The following is a 16,532-nucleotide window of genomic DNA, read 5'->3' as shown; positions in this document are numbered from 1 at the left end:
CAATGACTAAACGTATTGCTATTACTCCCGGTGAACCAGCAAGCATTGGCCCCGACTTAGTCATCAAACTCGCTCAGCAGGCTTGGTCTGCTGAGTTAGTTGTTTGTGCCGATCCAGATTTATTGATGAGCAGAGCCAAATTACTTGGACTCCCTTTGCAACTCAAACCTTATCAACCGTCACAACCGCCAAAACCTCAAGCAGCAGGCACTTTAACTATAGTGCCATTTTCATTAGCTGAGCCTTGTGAATGTGGGGGATTAAACGAAGCCAACAGCGCCTATGTTGTTGATACCTTGCGTTACGCTGGCGAAAAAAACATGTCTAATGAGTTTGATGCGGTCGTGACAGGCCCCGTGCACAAAGGCATTATCAATCAAGCCGGTATTCCATTTAGTGGCCATACTGAGTTTTTTGCGTTACAAGCAAACTGTGCCGACGTTGTTATGATGCTAGCAACGCCAGGCTTACAAGTTGCCTTAATGACCACGCACATCCCGTTAGCGTATGTAGCTAAAGCAATTACACGTGACAGATTGCACCATATCATTAGCATTTTACACCGTGAACTAGTGAGTAAATTTGGTTTAGGTTCACCTAAAATTTATGTATGTGGTTTAAACCCGCATGCAGGAGAAGACGGCCATTTAGGTCGTGAAGAAATTGATACCATGATCCCCGCGTTAAACGAGTTACGTGCGCAAGGTATGGATATTGTTGGCCCACTGCCAGCAGATACTCTATTCCAGCCAAAGTACCTTGAACAAGCTGACGTGGTGCTCGCCATGTATCATGACCAAGGATTACCTGTGCTTAAATCGTTAGGATTTGGCAAGTCGGTCAATATTACCTTAGGTTTACCTTATATCCGCACCTCAGTCGACCATGGTACAGCACTAGAACTCGCTGGTACCGGAAAAGCGGATAGCGGCAGTTTTACCTGTGCATTAAACAAAGCCATCGAATTGGCCTCAAAAAGTAAGTAACCCATTTTAATGAGCAATAAAGTACATTTAGGCCACACGGCCAGAAAACGTTTTGGACAAAACTTTCTTACCGATCAAGGCGTGATCAGCAGTATTGTCGGTGCTATCGCACCTGATAACGATCATGTAATGATTGAAATTGGTCCAGGTCTTGGAGCCTTAACCGAGCCGGTTGCAGACACCATTAATAACCTAACCGTTGTTGAATTAGACCGTGACTTAGTAGAACGTTTACAACAACACCCTATTCTTAAAGACAAGTTAACCATTCATCAAGGTGACGCGCTGCAGTTTGATTTTTCGAAACTACAACAACCTGGCAAAAAGATGAAAGTGTTTGGTAATTTGCCTTATAACATTTCAACGCCGTTGATGTTTCACTTGTTTGAGTTTGCTGAACAAATTGAAACGATGCACTTCATGCTACAAAAAGAAGTGGTATTGCGTTTATCAGCCAGCCCAGGCACAAAAGCTTATGGACGCTTGACCGTTATGGCCCAGTACTTCTGTCAGGTTGTTCCTGTACTTGAAGTGCCACCGCATTGCTTTACACCAGCACCTAAAGTTGACTCCGCAGTAGTGCGTTTGTTGCCATACGAAGTTAAACCTTGGCCATGTAAAGATGTGAATGTGCTACGACACTTATGTTCAACAGCGTTTAGTATGCGCCGTAAAACATTACGAAATAACCTAAAAGCTTTACTGTCTGATGATGATTTTGCATCATTAAATATCGACTCAAGTATGCGGCCAGAACAAATCAGTGTTCCGCAGTATGTCGCGATGGCTAATTTACTGTGTGACAACAAAAAGTAATAATAAGGGCATGCCAATACGAGCATGCCCTTTTGTTTTAAAGACAGGATGTAGAATGAGCCAAGGCGAATCTCCGATAAAAATTAAAGTCGACACCCAATATCTAGAACAACAATCAGATGTTGCCGACAACAAATACCTTTTTAGTTATACCATTACCATCATCAATTTAGGTGACAGTAAGGTCACACTCAAAGATCGTCACTGGATTATTACCGACGCTAATGGCAAAGAAAGTGAAGTAAAAGGCCCTGGCGTTGTAGGTGAAACCCCGACAATTTCGCCCAATACGGCTTATCAGTATTCAAGCGGCACCGTCATGGAAACGCCAGTAGGCTTTATGCATGGGTCTTATGGAATGGAAGATGCGCAAGGCAAGCGTTTTTTAGCAGCTATTCCGGCGTTTAGATTAGCCGTACCAGGCATTTTACAGTAATCATGGCACACTATTTTGTTGGTGATATTCAAGGATGCTTTGCAGAGCTAACCTTACTATTACAAAAAGTAGACTTTAACCCATCTAAAGATGAGTTGTGGGCGGTCGGCGATTTAGTCGCCCGTGGAAGCGAATCGTTGGCAACGTTAAGGTTTTGCAAGTCACTGCAAAACTCCGCGAAAGTGGTGCTCGGCAATCATGATTTGCATTTACTGGCACTGCATGGAAAGTTAAAACGACCTCATCCACAAGATCATCTTAGTGAGTTACTTAACGCGCCCGATATCAATCAACTGATCGATTGGCTCAGACAACAACCGTTAGTTCGCACATTGCCAGAACACAATATCATCATGACGCATGCAGGCGTTCCACCACAATGGGATATCGACACCCTGTTACAAGAAGCTGAGCAGGTCAGCATTGCTCTACGAAAAGATGATTACTTAACGGCGTTAATCGCACAAATGTATACTGAAGATTCAGAGCAATGGTCAAGTGAGTTACAAGGTATTAATCGGTTACGTTATTGTATCAACGCCTTAACACGAATGCGTTTTTTGCACTCAGATGGTCGCCTTGATTTTAAATGCAAAACACCACCACAACAGCAAACTTCGTCTGAGCTAGCCCCCTGGTTTGAATTTCCTTCACGCTGCGCCCCGCAAAACACGCTAGTATTTGGCCATTGGGCAGCGCTGATGGGACAAACACCTCAACCTCATTTTATGGCGTTAGACACAGGTTGTTGTTGGGGCGAGCACCTCACGTTGTGGCATCTTGAAAAGAATGAAAAAATTACCCAAAAAAGGTTAATTTAACGTTAAACTAAAGTAGCAATTTGCCGATAGCAATCATATTGTTTATCTGATCTTGCTGTAAAAGCTCGAACGACCCTATAAATAAAAGTGAAGCTTTACAAATACTATCTGTGTACATCAAAACAGTCCTTTAAAAAGCTGTTATACCAAAAAGTGATTGATATAAATCTGAGAATTAATGAAATTTGCCTGAGAAACATGTGTTCATTAATTCATTCAATATCAAAAATCACTAATAAAAAACCAGGATCAAATAATAATAGTCGGAGTATTGTATGAAAATTAATGTAGCGACCAGGGTTATTGGCGGTTTTACCGTTATAACACTGTTACTTGTGGTCCTCGGGATTGTAACTCTACTCAGTAACAACAGCATCAAGGACGGCACTACCATCCTTAAAACTGTCAGCTTACCGGCGTTAGAAGCGACCAGTATTTTAAGTGAAAACCTCAGCACGCAACAGATTGAAGCCGTACTAGCATATTACAGCACTCACTCATCTAAAATTCCGGCTATCGAGAAAAAACTGACCGAACTCGACAATCGTTTTAAAAGCGATTTGACTCGTTTAGGCAGTTTAGTCAGTCAACAGGATCAACTTGCCTCTCCGTTAGACGGGTTAACGAAAAGCTATAACGTGTATGAAGCAAGTGCAAACACCATGCTGAATGAAAGAGAAAGCGCGCTTAGCTTGCAAGAAAAACTCTTAAAAATGCGCAGTAACTTAGAAAATGCCGCTGATGACTCATCGTCTATTCTACTCGACGTGATTGACTTAGAAACAAGTGAAGATGAAACTGAGCTCAGCCTGGCTGCATCAGCAAGTTTAGTTGATGGCACACTAATTAATATTATTACGACTATTTACGACTTAGTTGCTGCAACCGAACAAAGTAAGTATGACCTCATCATCAAAGAACTTGATTATATGGTTAGCGAAGCGACAACTAAAATCGACTACATTAATCGCCAAGGTGCTGGCGTGATCAGCAGCTCCATTTTAGAAGACTTGTCTGCCGAAAGCGCAAAAGTCTTTAAATTGCTTAATGGTAATGACTCAATAATTGCACTAAAGCAACAACAGCTAAATCATGAATTTGCTGCAACAAAGCAATTAAACGATACGCAAACTGCAGCTAAAGATGTCAATGCAAAAATGACAGTACTAGCTAAGTCAATTGACACTTTTGCTGGTGATATCAGCAATGAAGCACTTAACATCATTGATTCTGCATTTTATAAAACCCTCCTGGTTGTTCTCTGTGCCATTGTTGTGGCCGCCATTGTGAGTTATGCCGTTGTTAAACCTCTAACTCAGTCTTTAGATAAAGTGAACTTGGCACTTAACGTACTTGCCTCAGGAGATTTAACGCATAAGTTAGATGATTCTGGACACGATGAGTTTGCTGAACTTGCCAAAAACTGTAATCGTTTAGTCGACAGCTTACGAAGCTTAATTGTGGGTATTGTAGACCGCGCCAACCAACTTGCGGCAGCAGCGGAGCAAACATCAGCAATTACCTCGCAAACAACGATTGGTATTCAAGAGCAAAAAAGCCAAGTTGATCAGGTTGCGACCGCTACAACTGAATTAAGCTCAAGCGCACAACAAGTCTCTATGAGTGCAGACCAAGCTTTAAATGAAATCAAGCAGGCAGATCAAGAAGCACAGCACATGCGCTCGCTTGCTGAAGAAAGTAAAAACACCATCCTTGCATTGGCTGATGAAGTGGCTAAAGCAGGGGTTGTAATTAACAAAGTTCACTCAGACAGTGCTTCAATTGGCTCAATTCTGGATGTGATTCGTGGCATTGCAGATCAAACTAATCTACTGGCTTTAAACGCTGCTATTGAAGCTGCCAGAGCTGGCGAACAAGGCCGTGGTTTTGCTGTAGTTGCCGACGAAGTACGTAATCTTGCTTCCCGCACCCAGCACTCCACCAGTGAAATTCAACAGATGATTGAAGTCCTCCAAGTAGGCACTCAAGAAGCGGTCGCGGTTATGGAGCTTGGACGTACACAAGCAAATAGCTGTGTAGAAAAAAATGAACAAGCTAACATTGCTCTTGAAACTATCAGTAAATCAGTTCATAGAGCCTATGATTCGGGTAACCATATTGCCCATGCAGCACAAGAGCAAAATATTGTTAGCCAGCAGGTATCTGAAAAACTAGAGCACATTGCATCTATCTCTGAAGAAACAGCCACAGGTGCGGATCAAACAGCTCAATCAAGTCATCAAGTTGCAATGCTTGCTGAAGAGCTACAAGCCTCTGTACGAGAGTTTAAAGTGTAATGGTTTGCATGTTATAACATGATAGATAAAAGGCCCTCCAAGGGCCTTTTTAATACCTAATTCAATTTACCTTTAGCTAAAAATATAAAAAAATACCGATAATCTCTTATCGGTATTTTTTATGGTATATCTCACTAAGTCGAACGATTACTCGTCGTCTTCACCGCCAGCACCACCAACACGACCTTTAATCGCATCAGTAATGGGGCCGCTATCATGACCATTAGCCGAAGCCCAATCTAAGATGGTTTTACCATCTGCTTCAGGGGCTGCTAGGTCAGACGATGGCATACGCTTTGCGATAAACTCACCGACATCATTTGCATTTGAATTGTAGGCAGTACGCAATAAACTGCTGCCATCACAAGAAATACTAGAATAAACGTTACGTAATTTGACTCGAGTTTCTTTCATCTTTTTACGTAAACGATTTTTGTCGTCTGACTTAACATAATCACAAATGTTTGCTACTAATTGTTCTGTATTGGCAACAGCAGGGGCTGACACAGAAGATGCTGCAATCAGGGCTGCAATAGCCACAGGCAATAGACGCATCTGACACTCCTTTATTTTTATATTTTATTAGCTATGCATACAGTGGCCAGTAAAGGTCGCCGTTGCATATTAATTCAGGGTATAAACGTGATTAATTTAACACTTTTTTACCAATGTGTTAAAGCTATATTGCAATCCTTTGTCGTTTGTTGCAGTTTCTGAGTTTTCAATATGCCACGAACCATCATCCCAAGCGGGAAAGTGTGTGTCACCTTCGACGTCTAAATCAATCATAGTTAGGTATAACACGTCAGCTTGGGGTAGTAATTGTTCGTAAAGTTGGCCGCCACCAATAACCACGACTTCTTCACAGTCACCAGCAACATTAAGTGCAGCATCAAAGTCGGTAACACATGTCACGCCATCAATCGTCAGCAGAGGATTACGACTAATTACAATATTGTGGCGCCCAGGTAATGGTCGGCCAATTGATTCAAAGGTTTTGCGTCCCATGATCACCGGTTTAGAAAGTGTCATGGCCTTAAAATGGCGTAAGTCTTCCGGTAAATGCCATGGCATTTTGTTGTCCTTACCTATGACTCTATTATTGGCCATAGCGGCAATCATTGCGATACGCATTGAGTAAATCCTTATTATCTCGAGGAATAGACGAACAGACTACTTTATTGAAATTGCGGTTCAGTTTATCAAATCAAATAATCGGTCTGGTGCGGTAATAAAGCAGGCTCGGCAATGCCAACCCAACAGCCAGAGCGCCTAGGATAAATACAGTTTTTAAACCATTAAGGATAACTTGGGCTGTGAGCTCTGGGCTAACTTGGCTTTGCGCAGTTAATTGAATAAGTGCGATTACTGTATTAAAAGCATAAGTGCCTGGAACCATAGGAATAATTGCAGCTACAGCGTACATTAATGGTGGCGCTAAATGGCGTTTGGCAAACTGGATGGTGATAACACCGACCATTGCCGCTGCAACAAACGTAGCCCACTCGATAGGCATAGAAAACTGCAATAATAATGTTCTAAAACTATGACCTATGGCACCAGCAATAGCACAATAAATCAAATAACGTTTAGGGACATTAAACACCATCGCAAATCCAACGGCAGGTATTGCAGAGAAAAAGGCGTCATGTAGTAAGATGCTTAATAAAGATAGCATTAAAAAATCCCGCCCATTTGCATAGCAATCGTAATACCAATTACCGAAGCAAGGGTCAATAAGGTTGCATGCCCCCAACGCGAAATACCCACATTCATATGGCCTTTAACCATATCGGAAATAGCATTTATTAATGGGAAACCGGGAACTAACATCAGTACGCTGGCCGCCATCGTTGCTTGCGGAGTCGTTGTAATGGGCCAAATATAGCCAATTTGCGCAACCGCTGTAATAACAAAGGCAGTAATTGAAAAATTAACTAACAAATTGAAGTGCCGAGAGGCAAAAAATAACCGTACGATCATGCCGATAGAAGAGGCAAAAAAAGTAATTATGCTAGCGATCATGTCGCCATCAAACAAATGACAAAAGCTGGCACAAGACAAGCCAATCATGGGAACAACAGCTATTGCGGGGTAAGTTTTTGGTTTTATGTGCGCTAAACGACGCCGAACCTCGTTTGCACCATAAATCCCTTTTTCAGCTAGGATGCATATGCGCTGGAGCTCGCAAATGACCATCATATTAATGCCGTGGGCTCGAATACGCCGAGTTGTAGTAATACAACGTCCATGCACAAGGCTAGTGAGCACTAATGCATTAGAAGAAATAGACAGTTCGATACTGGCAAGTCCGAGCGCTTTGCCAAGACGCTGGCTGATCTCTTCAACAAGATCAGACTCAGCACCATAGGCCAGCAGTAATTGCGCACAGCGCACTACAAGGCGGGTTATATCATTTTGGCTATCTGCGTACACGATATCCTCAAATGAGCAAATTAACGTTGGTAAATAACTTCGACATCATAATCATCATCATCGAAATCATCATCAAAGTCATCATCATAATCTTCATTGACAGACTCATCAGCACCCTGATGATAGTTATCCCACTTAAACTCAACGTCTGCGTCGGCAATGATCTCTTCTTTAACCACAGGGATACTCTTGATGTAATCAAGCATTTTGATGCTTAACTCTTCAGTTCCAGTGCGGTTATAAGCAGACATGGTGTACACATCGCCTTGCCAATCGAGCTCTTTAACAATCGCATCGATTTTTTCTTGTAACTCTTCATCAAGCAATAAGTCGGTTTTGTTAAAGACTAACCAACGTGGCTTCGCAGCTAACTTTGGTGAGTATTTTTCAAGTTCACCTACAATCGCACGTGCTGAATGTACAGGATCACTACCATCAATAGGCTCAATATCGATGATGTGTAATAACATACGACAGCGTTCTAGATGCTTTAAGAAACGAATACCTAGACCAGCACCTTCAGCCGCACCTTCAATAAGGCCGGGAATATCGGCAATCACGAAGCTTTGACCTGGGCGTGGATTTACAACACCCAAGTTAGGCACTAACGTGGTAAACGGGTAATCAGCAACTTTAGGCGTTGCACGCGATACTGCACGGATAAAAGTAGACTTGCCAGCATTTGGCATGCCTAACAAACCCACATCCGCAAGTAATAATAATTCAAGCTTAATCGAACGCACTTCACCAGGTGTACCCAATGTCTTTTGACGTGGTGCACGGTTGGTACTGCTTTTAAAGCGGGCATTTCCTAAACCGTGGAAACCACCTTTAGCAACAAGTAGCTTTTGTCCATGAGTAGTTAAATCACCCAATGATTCTTCGGTTTCTTGATCGATAGCGCGAGTACCCACTGGTACTTGAAGAACCAAATCAGTGCCGCCATGACCAGTACAATCACGACCACGACCATTTGATCCTCGTTCAGCCATATGGAAACGAGTAAAACGGTAATCGATCAGCGTGTTAAGGTTCTCGTTGGCTTGTAGATATACACTACCGCCATCGCCACCGTCACCGCCATCTGGACCACCATCTGGAACATACTTTTCGCGTCTAAAACTGACGCAACCGCTTCCGCCGTCACCCGCTTCTACGCGAATGTTCGCTTCATCAACAAACTTCATACTGACTCCTGACGCCACTTAATCTGTAATTATAACCCCAAATCACTGGGATTTGCAGGAAAGCGCTGAAGATAGCATTCATCACGATATCGCCTACTGCATATAAACAAAATCATTAAACTATCAAATGAAGTTTAATGATATAAAAAACACAAAAGCCCCACCATAGGCAGGGCTTTCGAGATCTAGCTTAGTAAAGAATTAAGCTTCGATGCTAATAAACTTACGGTTATTAGGACCTTTAACTTCAAACTTCACTTTACCGTCTGTTAATGCGAATAGTGTGTGGTCACGACCAACACCTACATTAATACCAGCGTGGAATTTAGTACCACGTTGACGAACGATAATGTTACCAGCTAGAACTGATTCACCGCCAAAGCGCTTAACACCAAGACGTTTACTTTCTGAATCGCGGCCGTTACGAGTAGAACCGCCAGCTTTTTTATGTGCCATGAGTTAGACTCCTAAATTATGCGCTAATCGCAGTGATTTTAACTTCAGTGAACCACTGACGGTGGCCCATCTTCTTGTCGTGATGCTTACGACGACGGAACTTAACGATAGTTACCTTTTCGCCGCGACCGTGGCCAACTACTTCAGCTACGACTTTACCGCCAGCAACTAAAGGAGCACCAACATGTACTGTTTCGCCATCAGCGATCAATAAAACTTGATCGAATTCTATGGTTTCACCAGTAGCAACTTCTAATTTCTCTAAACGAACTGTATGACCTTCAGCAACACGATGTTGCTTTCCGCCACTTTGAAAAACAGCGTACATAGCTATTTCACTCCAAATGACTAACACACTAACTCATATAATTGACGAGACTAGGTGCTAAAAAACTTTTAATGACAATGGGCGCGGATTCTACGCGAAGAATTATCATCAGGCAAGCCTTAATTCGCATTCAAATAAAAAAGAGCACATAACTGCACACTATTCACCATTAGCTAATGTGCGAGTGATAAAAATTAGCTAACATATTCCTAATCGTGAACAACATTCGCTTTAACCATTAAACACTGGCGCGCTGTCACTCAACACTGCGTTTGTGAACTAAATGGGTCGTAAATAAGTAAAGGTATACCTAGACAGCATTATGTAATACACGTTTGATACAATACTTACTTTGAAAAACAGCGTTGATATCCTGTAAGATATGCGCTCAAATTCGATATGACTAATTAAAGGGTGCGAACCCTATCGCCCAACAACCAGAGACTATTATGGATTTAAACGCCATTCGTCAACTGGCTGACACTGATATGCAAGCAGTCAATCAGCTGATATATAAACAACTTGAATCTGATGTAGCCCTAATTAACCAGCTAGGTTATTACATTATCAATGGCGGTGGTAAGCGTTTACGTCCGTTACTATCGATATTAGCAGCTAAGACGGTTGGCTATACTGGTGAACAGCACCTTAAGCTTGCTGCCATTATCGAATTTATTCACACAGCATCTCTATTGCACGACGACGTTGTCGACGAGTCAACATTGCGCCGTGGTCGTGAAACAGCAAATGCACTATTTGGTAATAGTGCCAGTGTATTGGTAGGTGACTTTCTCTATACTCGCTCATTTCAAATGATGACAGAGTTAGACAGCATGAAAGTGCTTAAAGTCTTAGCCCATACAACCAACGTGCTTGCTGAAGGAGAAGTACTACAGTTAATGAACTGTAACGATCCTGATACTAGCGAAGAAAGTTATATGCGGGTGATTTACTGCAAAACGGCTAAGTTATTCGAAGCCGCAACTCAATTGGCCGGTGTATTAGCTAATGTGAGCCCAGATCAAGAACAAGCACTTGGTGATTATGGTAAATTTTTAGGCACTGCATTTCAGCTAACTGATGACCTTCTCGACTACACTGCTAATGCCGATGAGTTAGGTAAAAATATTGGTGATGACTTAGCTGAAGGTAAACCTACCTTACCGTTAATCTATGCCATGGAAAATGGTTCAGATGCGTCTAAGAAACTTATTCGTGAAGCAATTGAGCAAAGCGATGGCACTAAAGCCATTGATGAGATTTTAACCGCATTGCATGAATCTGGCGCATTATTATATACCCAAGAAAAAGCCCAGATCGAAGCTCAAAAAGCAATTGATGCGTTAAACATTTTCCCTGAAAGTCATTACAAGCAAGCATTAATCTCACTGGCTCACTTATCAGTTAACCGCAACAATTAACAACAGCTATTAACAACAGCTATTAACAACAGCTATTAACAACAATAATTATCCACAATGGCGCATTGACTTAATGCGCCCTGCCCTTCAATTTTACACTTGCCAATCAATTGGCTTTTCACCTTGCTCAATCAACATCAGGTTAATCTTCGAAAAGTGCTGACACCCAAAAAATCCGCGATAGGCCGATAAAGGCGAAGGATGTGGGCCAGTTAAAACATGATGATGTGATGCTGTAATCAAGCCACCTTTCTTAATGGCATGGTTTCCCCAAAGAACAAATATTATGGGGCGATTCTGTTGATTCAACTCGATTAATACATTATCTGTAAATATTTCCCATCCTGACTTTGCATGAGAATGTGCTACACCTTGCTCTACCGTCAGCACGGTATTTAATAATAATACCCCTTGTTTAGCCCATGCAGACAGCTCACCATGTGATGGGATATTAAAACCTTCAATATCAGCACTCAGTTCTTTGTACATGTTTGCTAATGAAGGTGGCGGCTTAACCCCTTTTTTAACCGAAAAAGACAGCCCATGCGCTTGATTAGAGCCATGATAAGGGTCTTGCCCTAGTACCACTACTCTAACCTCATTTAGAGGCGTTAAATCAAATGCTGTAAACACTTCGTCATCGGGCGGATATATCACTTTACCTTGCGCTCGCTGTGCAACGATGAACTGTTGCAGCTGTTGGTAATATAATTGAGACGATTGCCCTGCTAAAAATGTTTGCCAACTAGCCACCATGATGCTTCCTCTTATTCAAAAATGTACTTAAAAATATGATCTCATGAGACTCAACTGAACACGAGCCAACACCTAAAAATCAATGCTTATCAGGAATAATTGTTGTACTGAAAAAATCTTATCAACCAAGCATTACAGCTGAATAGCAACAATAAAATCGTAGATAAAGATCCCAATAGACAATTTATTACCTGATATTTTACATAGAAATCGTTACACTCAATTGAAACTAACTCACCGACAAAGTGGATCTGATGTCTGAACAAAAAACTGAACTCACCATGTACCAAATTGCCGATCAATTTATTGCGCTAGCCAATCAATTAAGCCAACAAGAAAATGATATTGGCAAAGTCGGAACCGCAATGAGATTTGCTTCTGCACGCTTTAACGCTTTCGAAGCCGCCATTAAATCAACTGATTTAGCCGCAGAAAAAGAAAATGCTTTAGATTGGTTTTCAAAAGAATTCAAGGCTATGTTAAACGAGAACCTAGACGACCATATTGCTAACCCGCCAGTTCCTGCACAGCAACCTGCTGATGATGCAGTCAAAATGTTTAAAGCGGATTAAACATTAATATGATTAAGCCATCATACTCGATGGCTTAACCATTTAAAAAAGTGAATAAACTACTCTAATCGCTAACAAAATTAACACTACACCAGATAACCTATCAATCAATTGTGACTTTTCACGCAATTTTGGTAATACGGCTGAATGCGATAATACAAAAGCGATAATGGTGTACCATAGCCCATCAATCACTAACGGGGTCAACACAATCAAGCCTTGGCCAACAGGTGTTTGAGCCGCAAGCACAAACTGGCTGAACAATGCCAAAAAAAACAATAAAATCTTAGGATTAAATAACGAAATAGCTAAACCATCGCGTGCAGCTTCCCATAAACGACTTGGTTTATTGGCAACTAACTTTTGTTGCATACCCCCCTTAGACTGTAATGATTGTATGCCTATCCAGGCTAAATAAATTGCCCCTATCACAGCTATCGCATTAAAAATCATTGGAGAAGCTTTAAGCACTACAGCTAACCCAAGCAAGGTCACTAAAGCATAAATACCAATTCCAATCGAATGAGCCCAAGCGCAGACTACGCCGTGTAAACGACCGCCACTTAATGTATGTCGAACAACCATTGCTAAACTGGGCCCAGGCGACATTGCCCCTAAACAACAAATAGCTAACAACCCCAGCCAAGTACTTAATGTCATAACATCTCAATCTTCTATTAATATTTTTAACTACCAGTTAAGCGTGCGCTGTTAATGTTACCTCACTTTGCACTTTCATAAACAAATAACAGGCTCTATGACTATTTTAATGATGATATTGCTAGCAGTAATTTTTACTGCAGTTGCGGGGCTAATTTGGGCCAAGATAAACGGAAAAGCAATCCCAACACTTGTAATTATTATGCTGGCATTCATGGGGCTATGTTTTGCCGGGGTGATAGCATTCGTCAATAAAGGTGAAGATTATTTAGCTCACCACGCTTTACGTTGGCAACCACTAGAACCAGATAAAATTGCAGAATATGTGTCTCAAGGTAAGATTGTGTTTGTTGATATTACTGCAGATTGGTGCGTCCCCTGCCAAACAAATAAAGCAAATGTGTTGCATCGAGAACAAGTGGTTAATCAATTGAACCAACCACACATAGTGCTTATGCAAGGGAACTGGACCGAAGCCGATACGGTTATCGAACAATACATGGGGCAACAAGCTGTTGCGGGCACACCATTTAATAAAATATATGGCGCAGCTTACCCTAACGGTATTGAACTTCCTAAAGTGTTGATTATTGACGACATTGCAAAATCCTTGTCTCTAGTAACTGATTAATAAAAATATTCCAGCGCCAATAAAAAAGACTGCCGAAGCAGTCTTTTTATTAATAACGTTCACTATTGAGAGCGTAATATTCGCTTAGAAGCGATAGTTTACACGGCCGTAGTAATATCCACCGTTGTAATCAAATGGACCACTTTCGTAGTACACCGCACCTAACTCACCTAAAGTACCATCTTTAAGCTTTTGCGCTTCTTGATCGAATATGTTGTTAGCACCTACAGATACCGTTAAGTTATCCATCACGGCATAGCTAACTTCGAGGTCAATGGTCACAGCAGCATCAGCCGTTTCAGAACCCCAATCAGAAGTATCATCAGCATGTGTCGCGTAGTACTCACCAAAGTAGTTCGCACGAATCGACGTACTTAGGTCATCCCAGCTTTGGCCCCAAGTTAATGTGGCACGGTGTGCAGGAATACCGTCTTCTAAACGACGCACTTTTCCTAGGTCCGTTGTTTCTTCGTCAAACTTATCGACCGTAGTGTCTGTCCAACCATACGCAAGGCTAAATTTAGCATCGCCAGAGAACAGGTCCATACTGTAAGAACCTACGATATCAACACCTTGAGTAGTGGTATCAAAATCGTTGGTATAATACGTTACCGCTGAAATTAACTCAGGGAACTCAACACCAGCAGCTCTTAACGCATCGTAGTCGCTAGCTTCAACAGTAATCTGGCTTGACTGTGCAATACGGCCTGTCACTTCAATATTGTAGTAATCAACCGTTAAGAATAGATTTTCATATTCATAAACGAAGCCAGCAGCATAACTTACAGACTCTTCAGGCTTTAACGTTTCACCACCATAAAATGCGGCTAGTGGGTTCGTTGGTGGCGCAATAAAGGTCTGGATCAAATCACCATTTACAATTGATGTTTGGGTATTAACTACGTTTTCTTGACCAACCGTTGGCGCGCGGAAACCAGTACTGTGAGAGGCGCGGAACGACAATTCATCAGTAGCCATATATTGAGCAGTTAATTTGTAATTTAATGTGTCGCCAAACGTAGAGAAGTTCTCATAACGCAGTGCAACCCCGAGCAAGATGTCATCCGTTAAATATGCTTCAACGTCGGTATAAACACCGATGTTGTTACGCTTATTTTTACCTGCAGACTCAGGACCAAAGCCTTTAAAACCGTGTGAACCGATGTTAAACCCTTGTTCCGCATACGGGCCAGCAACCCACGAAGCCTCTTCACCTTGACCAATCTCAAATGACTCTTCGCGCCATTCAAAACCAGTAGCAAAGCTAATATCCTCTAAACCACCAATGGTCACAAAACGATTCATATCAACGTTAAAGGTTGTCTCTACTTGCTCGTAAGAACCTGTATCAAAATCGGTTGGTGTCGCTAAACCCAATGACGGATTAAGTGAATTTTTTAAACCAAAAGTGGCTTTGTTACTACCTGTACCAGCACTGACATCATAGTTCCATTCACCTGAAGTCCCTTTAATACCAGTAAAGAAAGACATGTCTTCAATTTTACCGGTAAATTGAGGTGTATAACCACCTGGGCGAATTTGGTTCATTGAGAAACAATTTGGATCCGCTACCATCGCTTGGTATTCAGAAGTATTCAGCACGTTACCCACGTTAGCAGGGACATTACCTACCCACGAACACGACGCAACACCATTTTCAGCTAAACCAACATCACCAACTAGTAAAGTGTTACCACCATCATTTGAATAGACGTTACCGCGATTGTGCGGATTACGATAATAAAAACCACCCGTTGCTTCACGAGACGATACGTTACCAAATGCATACAAGTGAGTATTATCGTTAATGTCAAAGCCTGAGTTTACAAATACGGTAAAATCATCTTCGATTTCAGGATTACCCCAAGTTTGTGCAGGGTCAAGAATGAATTCATTACCAGCGCTGGCAATTGCAGCTGCATCTGTACGCTGTACACTGCGACTTGTTGCATCTGCAGTTTTATATTGCGCACTGATGTTAACAAAGCCATCATCAGTTAACGGTAAGCCGATGTTGCCATCAATAGTCGTTGCTGCGCCGTCACCTTCGTAATATTCACCCTGACTGACCGTGATAGAGCCGCCTTCAGAGGCATCTTTTAAAACAAAGTTCATTACACCGGCAATCGCATCAGAACCATACTGCGCAGCTGCACCGTCACGTAACACTTCCACTTGTTTTAACGCAACACCAGGAATAACTGAAATATCAGGTCCTTGAGCACCATCGTTAATACCACCACCTTGGAAAGCAATAACTGAAGCACGGTGACGACGTTTGCCGTTCACTAAAATAAGCGTGCTGTCTGATGGCAGGCCGCGAAGGTTAACAGGGCGAACAAGCGTGGCCGCGTCACTAATTGGTTGCGCGCGTGAGTTAAATGAAGGAACAGAGGTTACCAACATATCAATCATGTCGGTAGAACCATTCTTCTTGAGGTCATCACTACTAATAATATCAACCGGCACTGGCGAGTCACCAATTGAACGAGGAGCCGCACGTGAACCCACTACAGCTATTTTTTCAACGTTTTCTTTTTTTGCCACTTCTTCGTCTGCAGCGAAAGCTTGGGAGCTGACAACTGTTCCGGCAAGTGCAAAAGAGATGGCCAAGCTCAACGAGCTGATACCAAATTTAGTTTTTTTTGATTGCATCATTATTATCTTCCCAACTGCTTATTATTGTTGTGTTTCAACTTAGTTGTAGGTGATTCATGTCTATAACTAGT

18 protein-coding genes are annotated in these 16,532 nt (G+C 42.0%); 8 read left to right on the top strand and 10 right to left on the bottom strand.

The features are described 5' to 3' along the window. Positions 1–2: 2 nt before the first annotated feature. The 5 genes from pdxA to IEY40_RS05115 all read left to right on the top strand — a co-directional run bounded on the left by pdxA (position 3) and on the right by IEY40_RS05115 (position 5,356). Positions 3–986: a 4-hydroxythreonine-4-phosphate dehydrogenase PdxA gene (pdxA, locus tag IEY40_RS05135; protein WP_188953999.1), complete on the top strand. Its 984-nt coding sequence runs from the start codon at positions 3–5 to the stop codon at positions 984–986. Positions 987–995: 9 nt separating this feature from the next. Next, positions 996–1,802 carry a 16S rRNA (adenine(1518)-N(6)/adenine(1519)-N(6))-dimethyltransferase RsmA gene (gene rsmA, locus IEY40_RS05130; RefSeq protein ID WP_188953997.1) on the top strand — a complete coding sequence of 269 codons (807 nt, stop codon included), beginning with the start codon at positions 996–998 and terminating at the stop codon, positions 1,800–1,802. A gap of 55 nt (positions 1,803–1,857) precedes the next feature. Continuing rightward, positions 1,858–2,238, top strand: coding sequence for a Co2+/Mg2+ efflux facilitator ApaG/CorD (gene apaG, locus IEY40_RS05125; RefSeq protein ID WP_188953995.1), 381 nt, complete (start codon positions 1,858–1,860; stop codon positions 2,236–2,238). 2 nt (positions 2,239–2,240) lie between these two features. After that, positions 2,241–3,059, top strand: coding sequence for a symmetrical bis(5'-nucleosyl)-tetraphosphatase (locus tag IEY40_RS05120; RefSeq protein WP_188953993.1), 819 nt, complete (start codon positions 2,241–2,243; stop codon positions 3,057–3,059). A 275-nt stretch (positions 3,060–3,334) separates the two neighbouring features. Further along, positions 3,335–5,356: a methyl-accepting chemotaxis protein gene (locus tag IEY40_RS05115; protein WP_188953991.1), complete on the top strand. Its 2,022-nt coding sequence runs from the start codon at positions 3,335–3,337 to the stop codon at positions 5,354–5,356. 147 nt (positions 5,357–5,503) lie between these two features. On the opposite strand, the gene IEY40_RS05110 is transcribed toward IEY40_RS05115, so the two are convergent. From IEY40_RS05110 to rplU, 7 genes are all read right to left on the bottom strand, one after another. Continuing rightward, positions 5,504–5,911 (bottom strand): DUF3718 domain-containing protein, encoded by a 408-nt coding sequence (locus IEY40_RS05110; protein ID WP_188953989.1) that lies wholly within the window; start codon positions 5,909–5,911, stop codon positions 5,504–5,506. Positions 5,912–6,007: 96 nt separating this feature from the next. Further along, positions 6,008–6,490 carry a type 3 dihydrofolate reductase gene (folA, locus tag IEY40_RS05105; protein WP_188953987.1) on the bottom strand — a complete coding sequence of 161 codons (483 nt, stop codon included), beginning with the start codon at positions 6,488–6,490 and terminating at the stop codon, positions 6,008–6,010. A gap of 73 nt (positions 6,491–6,563) precedes the next feature. Next, complete coding sequence (locus IEY40_RS05100) at positions 6,564–7,034, bottom strand: threonine/serine exporter family protein (protein WP_188953984.1); 471 nt, start codon at positions 7,032–7,034, stop codon at positions 6,564–6,566. Then, entirely contained in the window at positions 7,034–7,792 is a 759-nt protein-coding gene (locus IEY40_RS05095; RefSeq protein ID WP_188953982.1) for a threonine/serine exporter family protein, read from the bottom strand. Before IEY40_RS05095 ends, IEY40_RS05100 begins: the two co-directional genes overlap by 1 nt. Positions 7,793–7,812: 20 nt before the next feature. Beyond that, positions 7,813–8,979: an Obg family GTPase CgtA gene (gene cgtA, locus IEY40_RS05090; protein WP_188953980.1), complete on the bottom strand. Its 1,167-nt coding sequence runs from the start codon at positions 8,977–8,979 to the stop codon at positions 7,813–7,815. Positions 8,980–9,180: 201 nt separating this feature from the next. Continuing rightward, complete coding sequence (gene rpmA, locus IEY40_RS05085; RefSeq protein WP_160054094.1) at positions 9,181–9,435, bottom strand: 50S ribosomal protein L27; 255 nt, start codon at positions 9,433–9,435, stop codon at positions 9,181–9,183. A 16-nt stretch (positions 9,436–9,451) separates the two neighbouring features. Further along, entirely contained in the window at positions 9,452–9,763 is a 312-nt protein-coding gene (gene rplU / locus IEY40_RS05080; protein ID WP_188953978.1) for a 50S ribosomal protein L21, read from the bottom strand. Positions 9,764–10,212: 449 nt separating this feature from the next. On the opposite strand from rplU, the gene ispB reads away from it, so the two are divergent. Next, positions 10,213–11,184, top strand: a complete 972-nt coding sequence (gene ispB, locus IEY40_RS05075) for an octaprenyl diphosphate synthase (protein WP_188953976.1) — start codon at positions 10,213–10,215, stop codon at positions 11,182–11,184. A 93-nt stretch (positions 11,185–11,277) separates the two neighbouring features. Here ispB and ung read toward each other — a convergent pair whose 3' ends face one another. Further along, the gene (gene ung / locus IEY40_RS05070; RefSeq protein ID WP_428848144.1) at positions 11,278–11,943 is read right to left on the bottom strand and encodes a uracil-DNA glycosylase; all 666 of its coding nucleotides are present in this window, start codon (positions 11,941–11,943) and stop codon (positions 11,278–11,280) included. 251 nt (positions 11,944–12,194) lie between these two features. Here ung and IEY40_RS05065 point away from each other — a divergent pair, with 251 nt between their 5' ends. Further along, entirely contained in the window at positions 12,195–12,512 is a 318-nt protein-coding gene (locus IEY40_RS05065; RefSeq protein ID WP_188953973.1) for a DUF3144 domain-containing protein, read from the top strand. A 42-nt stretch (positions 12,513–12,554) separates the two neighbouring features. On the opposite strand, the gene IEY40_RS05060 is transcribed toward IEY40_RS05065, so the two are convergent. Next, positions 12,555–13,172 carry a LysE family translocator gene (locus IEY40_RS05060; protein WP_188953971.1) on the bottom strand — a complete coding sequence of 206 codons (618 nt, stop codon included), beginning with the start codon at positions 13,170–13,172 and terminating at the stop codon, positions 12,555–12,557. 109 nt (positions 13,173–13,281) lie between these two features. Between IEY40_RS05060 and IEY40_RS05055 the strand changes: the two genes are divergently transcribed. Continuing rightward, complete coding sequence (locus IEY40_RS05055) at positions 13,282–13,803, top strand: thioredoxin family protein (protein ID WP_229777013.1); 522 nt, start codon at positions 13,282–13,284, stop codon at positions 13,801–13,803. Positions 13,804–13,887: 84 nt separating this feature from the next. Here IEY40_RS05055 and IEY40_RS05050 read toward each other — a convergent pair whose 3' ends face one another. Next, a complete protein-coding gene (locus IEY40_RS05050) occupies positions 13,888–16,461 on the bottom strand; it encodes a TonB-dependent receptor plug domain-containing protein (protein ID WP_188953967.1) in 2,574 nt (857 codons plus the stop codon). Between the last annotated feature and the right edge of the window lie 71 nt (positions 16,462–16,532).

This window comes from Shewanella ulleungensis (assembly GCF_014648315.1).
Lineage (GTDB): Bacteria > Pseudomonadota > Gammaproteobacteria > Enterobacterales > Shewanellaceae > Shewanella > Shewanella ulleungensis.
The sequence above is the reverse complement of the archived record's forward strand: the minus strand, read 5'-3'. Positions and strand labels throughout refer to the sequence as shown.

Excerpts from the sequence above, each read along its gene's own strand:
- rpmA (WP_160054094.1), bottom strand. The coding sequence starts at position 9,435 with ATGGCACATAAAAAAGCTGGCGGTTCTACTCGTAACGGCCGCGATTCA.
- rsmA (WP_188953997.1), top strand. The coding sequence starts at position 996 with ATGAGCAATAAAGTACATTTAGGCCACACGGCCAGAAAACGTTTTGGA.
- folA (WP_188953987.1), bottom strand. The coding sequence starts at position 6,490 with ATGCGTATCGCAATGATTGCCGCTATGGCCAATAATAGAGTCATAGGT.
- cgtA (WP_188953980.1), bottom strand. The coding sequence starts at position 8,979 with ATGAAGTTTGTTGATGAAGCGAACATTCGCGTAGAAGCGGGTGACGGC.
- rplU (WP_188953978.1), bottom strand. The coding sequence starts at position 9,763 with ATGTACGCTGTTTTTCAAAGTGGCGGAAAGCAACATCGTGTTGCTGAA.
- IEY40_RS05115 (WP_188953991.1), top strand. The coding sequence starts at position 3,335 with ATGAAAATTAATGTAGCGACCAGGGTTATTGGCGGTTTTACCGTTATA.
- IEY40_RS05060 (WP_188953971.1), bottom strand. The coding sequence starts at position 13,172 with ATGACATTAAGTACTTGGCTGGGGTTGTTAGCTATTTGTTGTTTAGGG.
- ispB (WP_188953976.1), top strand. The coding sequence starts at position 10,213 with ATGGATTTAAACGCCATTCGTCAACTGGCTGACACTGATATGCAAGCA.
- IEY40_RS05055 (WP_229777013.1), top strand. The coding sequence starts at position 13,282 with ATGATGATATTGCTAGCAGTAATTTTTACTGCAGTTGCGGGGCTAATT.
- IEY40_RS05120 (WP_188953993.1), top strand. The coding sequence starts at position 2,241 with ATGGCACACTATTTTGTTGGTGATATTCAAGGATGCTTTGCAGAGCTA.
- IEY40_RS05100 (WP_188953984.1), bottom strand. The coding sequence starts at position 7,034 with ATGCTATCTTTATTAAGCATCTTACTACATGACGCCTTTTTCTCTGCA.
- apaG (WP_188953995.1), top strand. The coding sequence starts at position 1,858 with ATGAGCCAAGGCGAATCTCCGATAAAAATTAAAGTCGACACCCAATAT.
- pdxA (WP_188953999.1), top strand. The coding sequence starts at position 3 with ATGACTAAACGTATTGCTATTACTCCCGGTGAACCAGCAAGCATTGGC.
- IEY40_RS05050 (WP_188953967.1), bottom strand. The coding sequence starts at position 16,461 with ATGATGCAATCAAAAAAAACTAAATTTGGTATCAGCTCGTTGAGCTTG.
- IEY40_RS05065 (WP_188953973.1), top strand. The coding sequence starts at position 12,195 with ATGTCTGAACAAAAAACTGAACTCACCATGTACCAAATTGCCGATCAA.
- IEY40_RS05110 (WP_188953989.1), bottom strand. The coding sequence starts at position 5,911 with ATGCGTCTATTGCCTGTGGCTATTGCAGCCCTGATTGCAGCATCTTCT.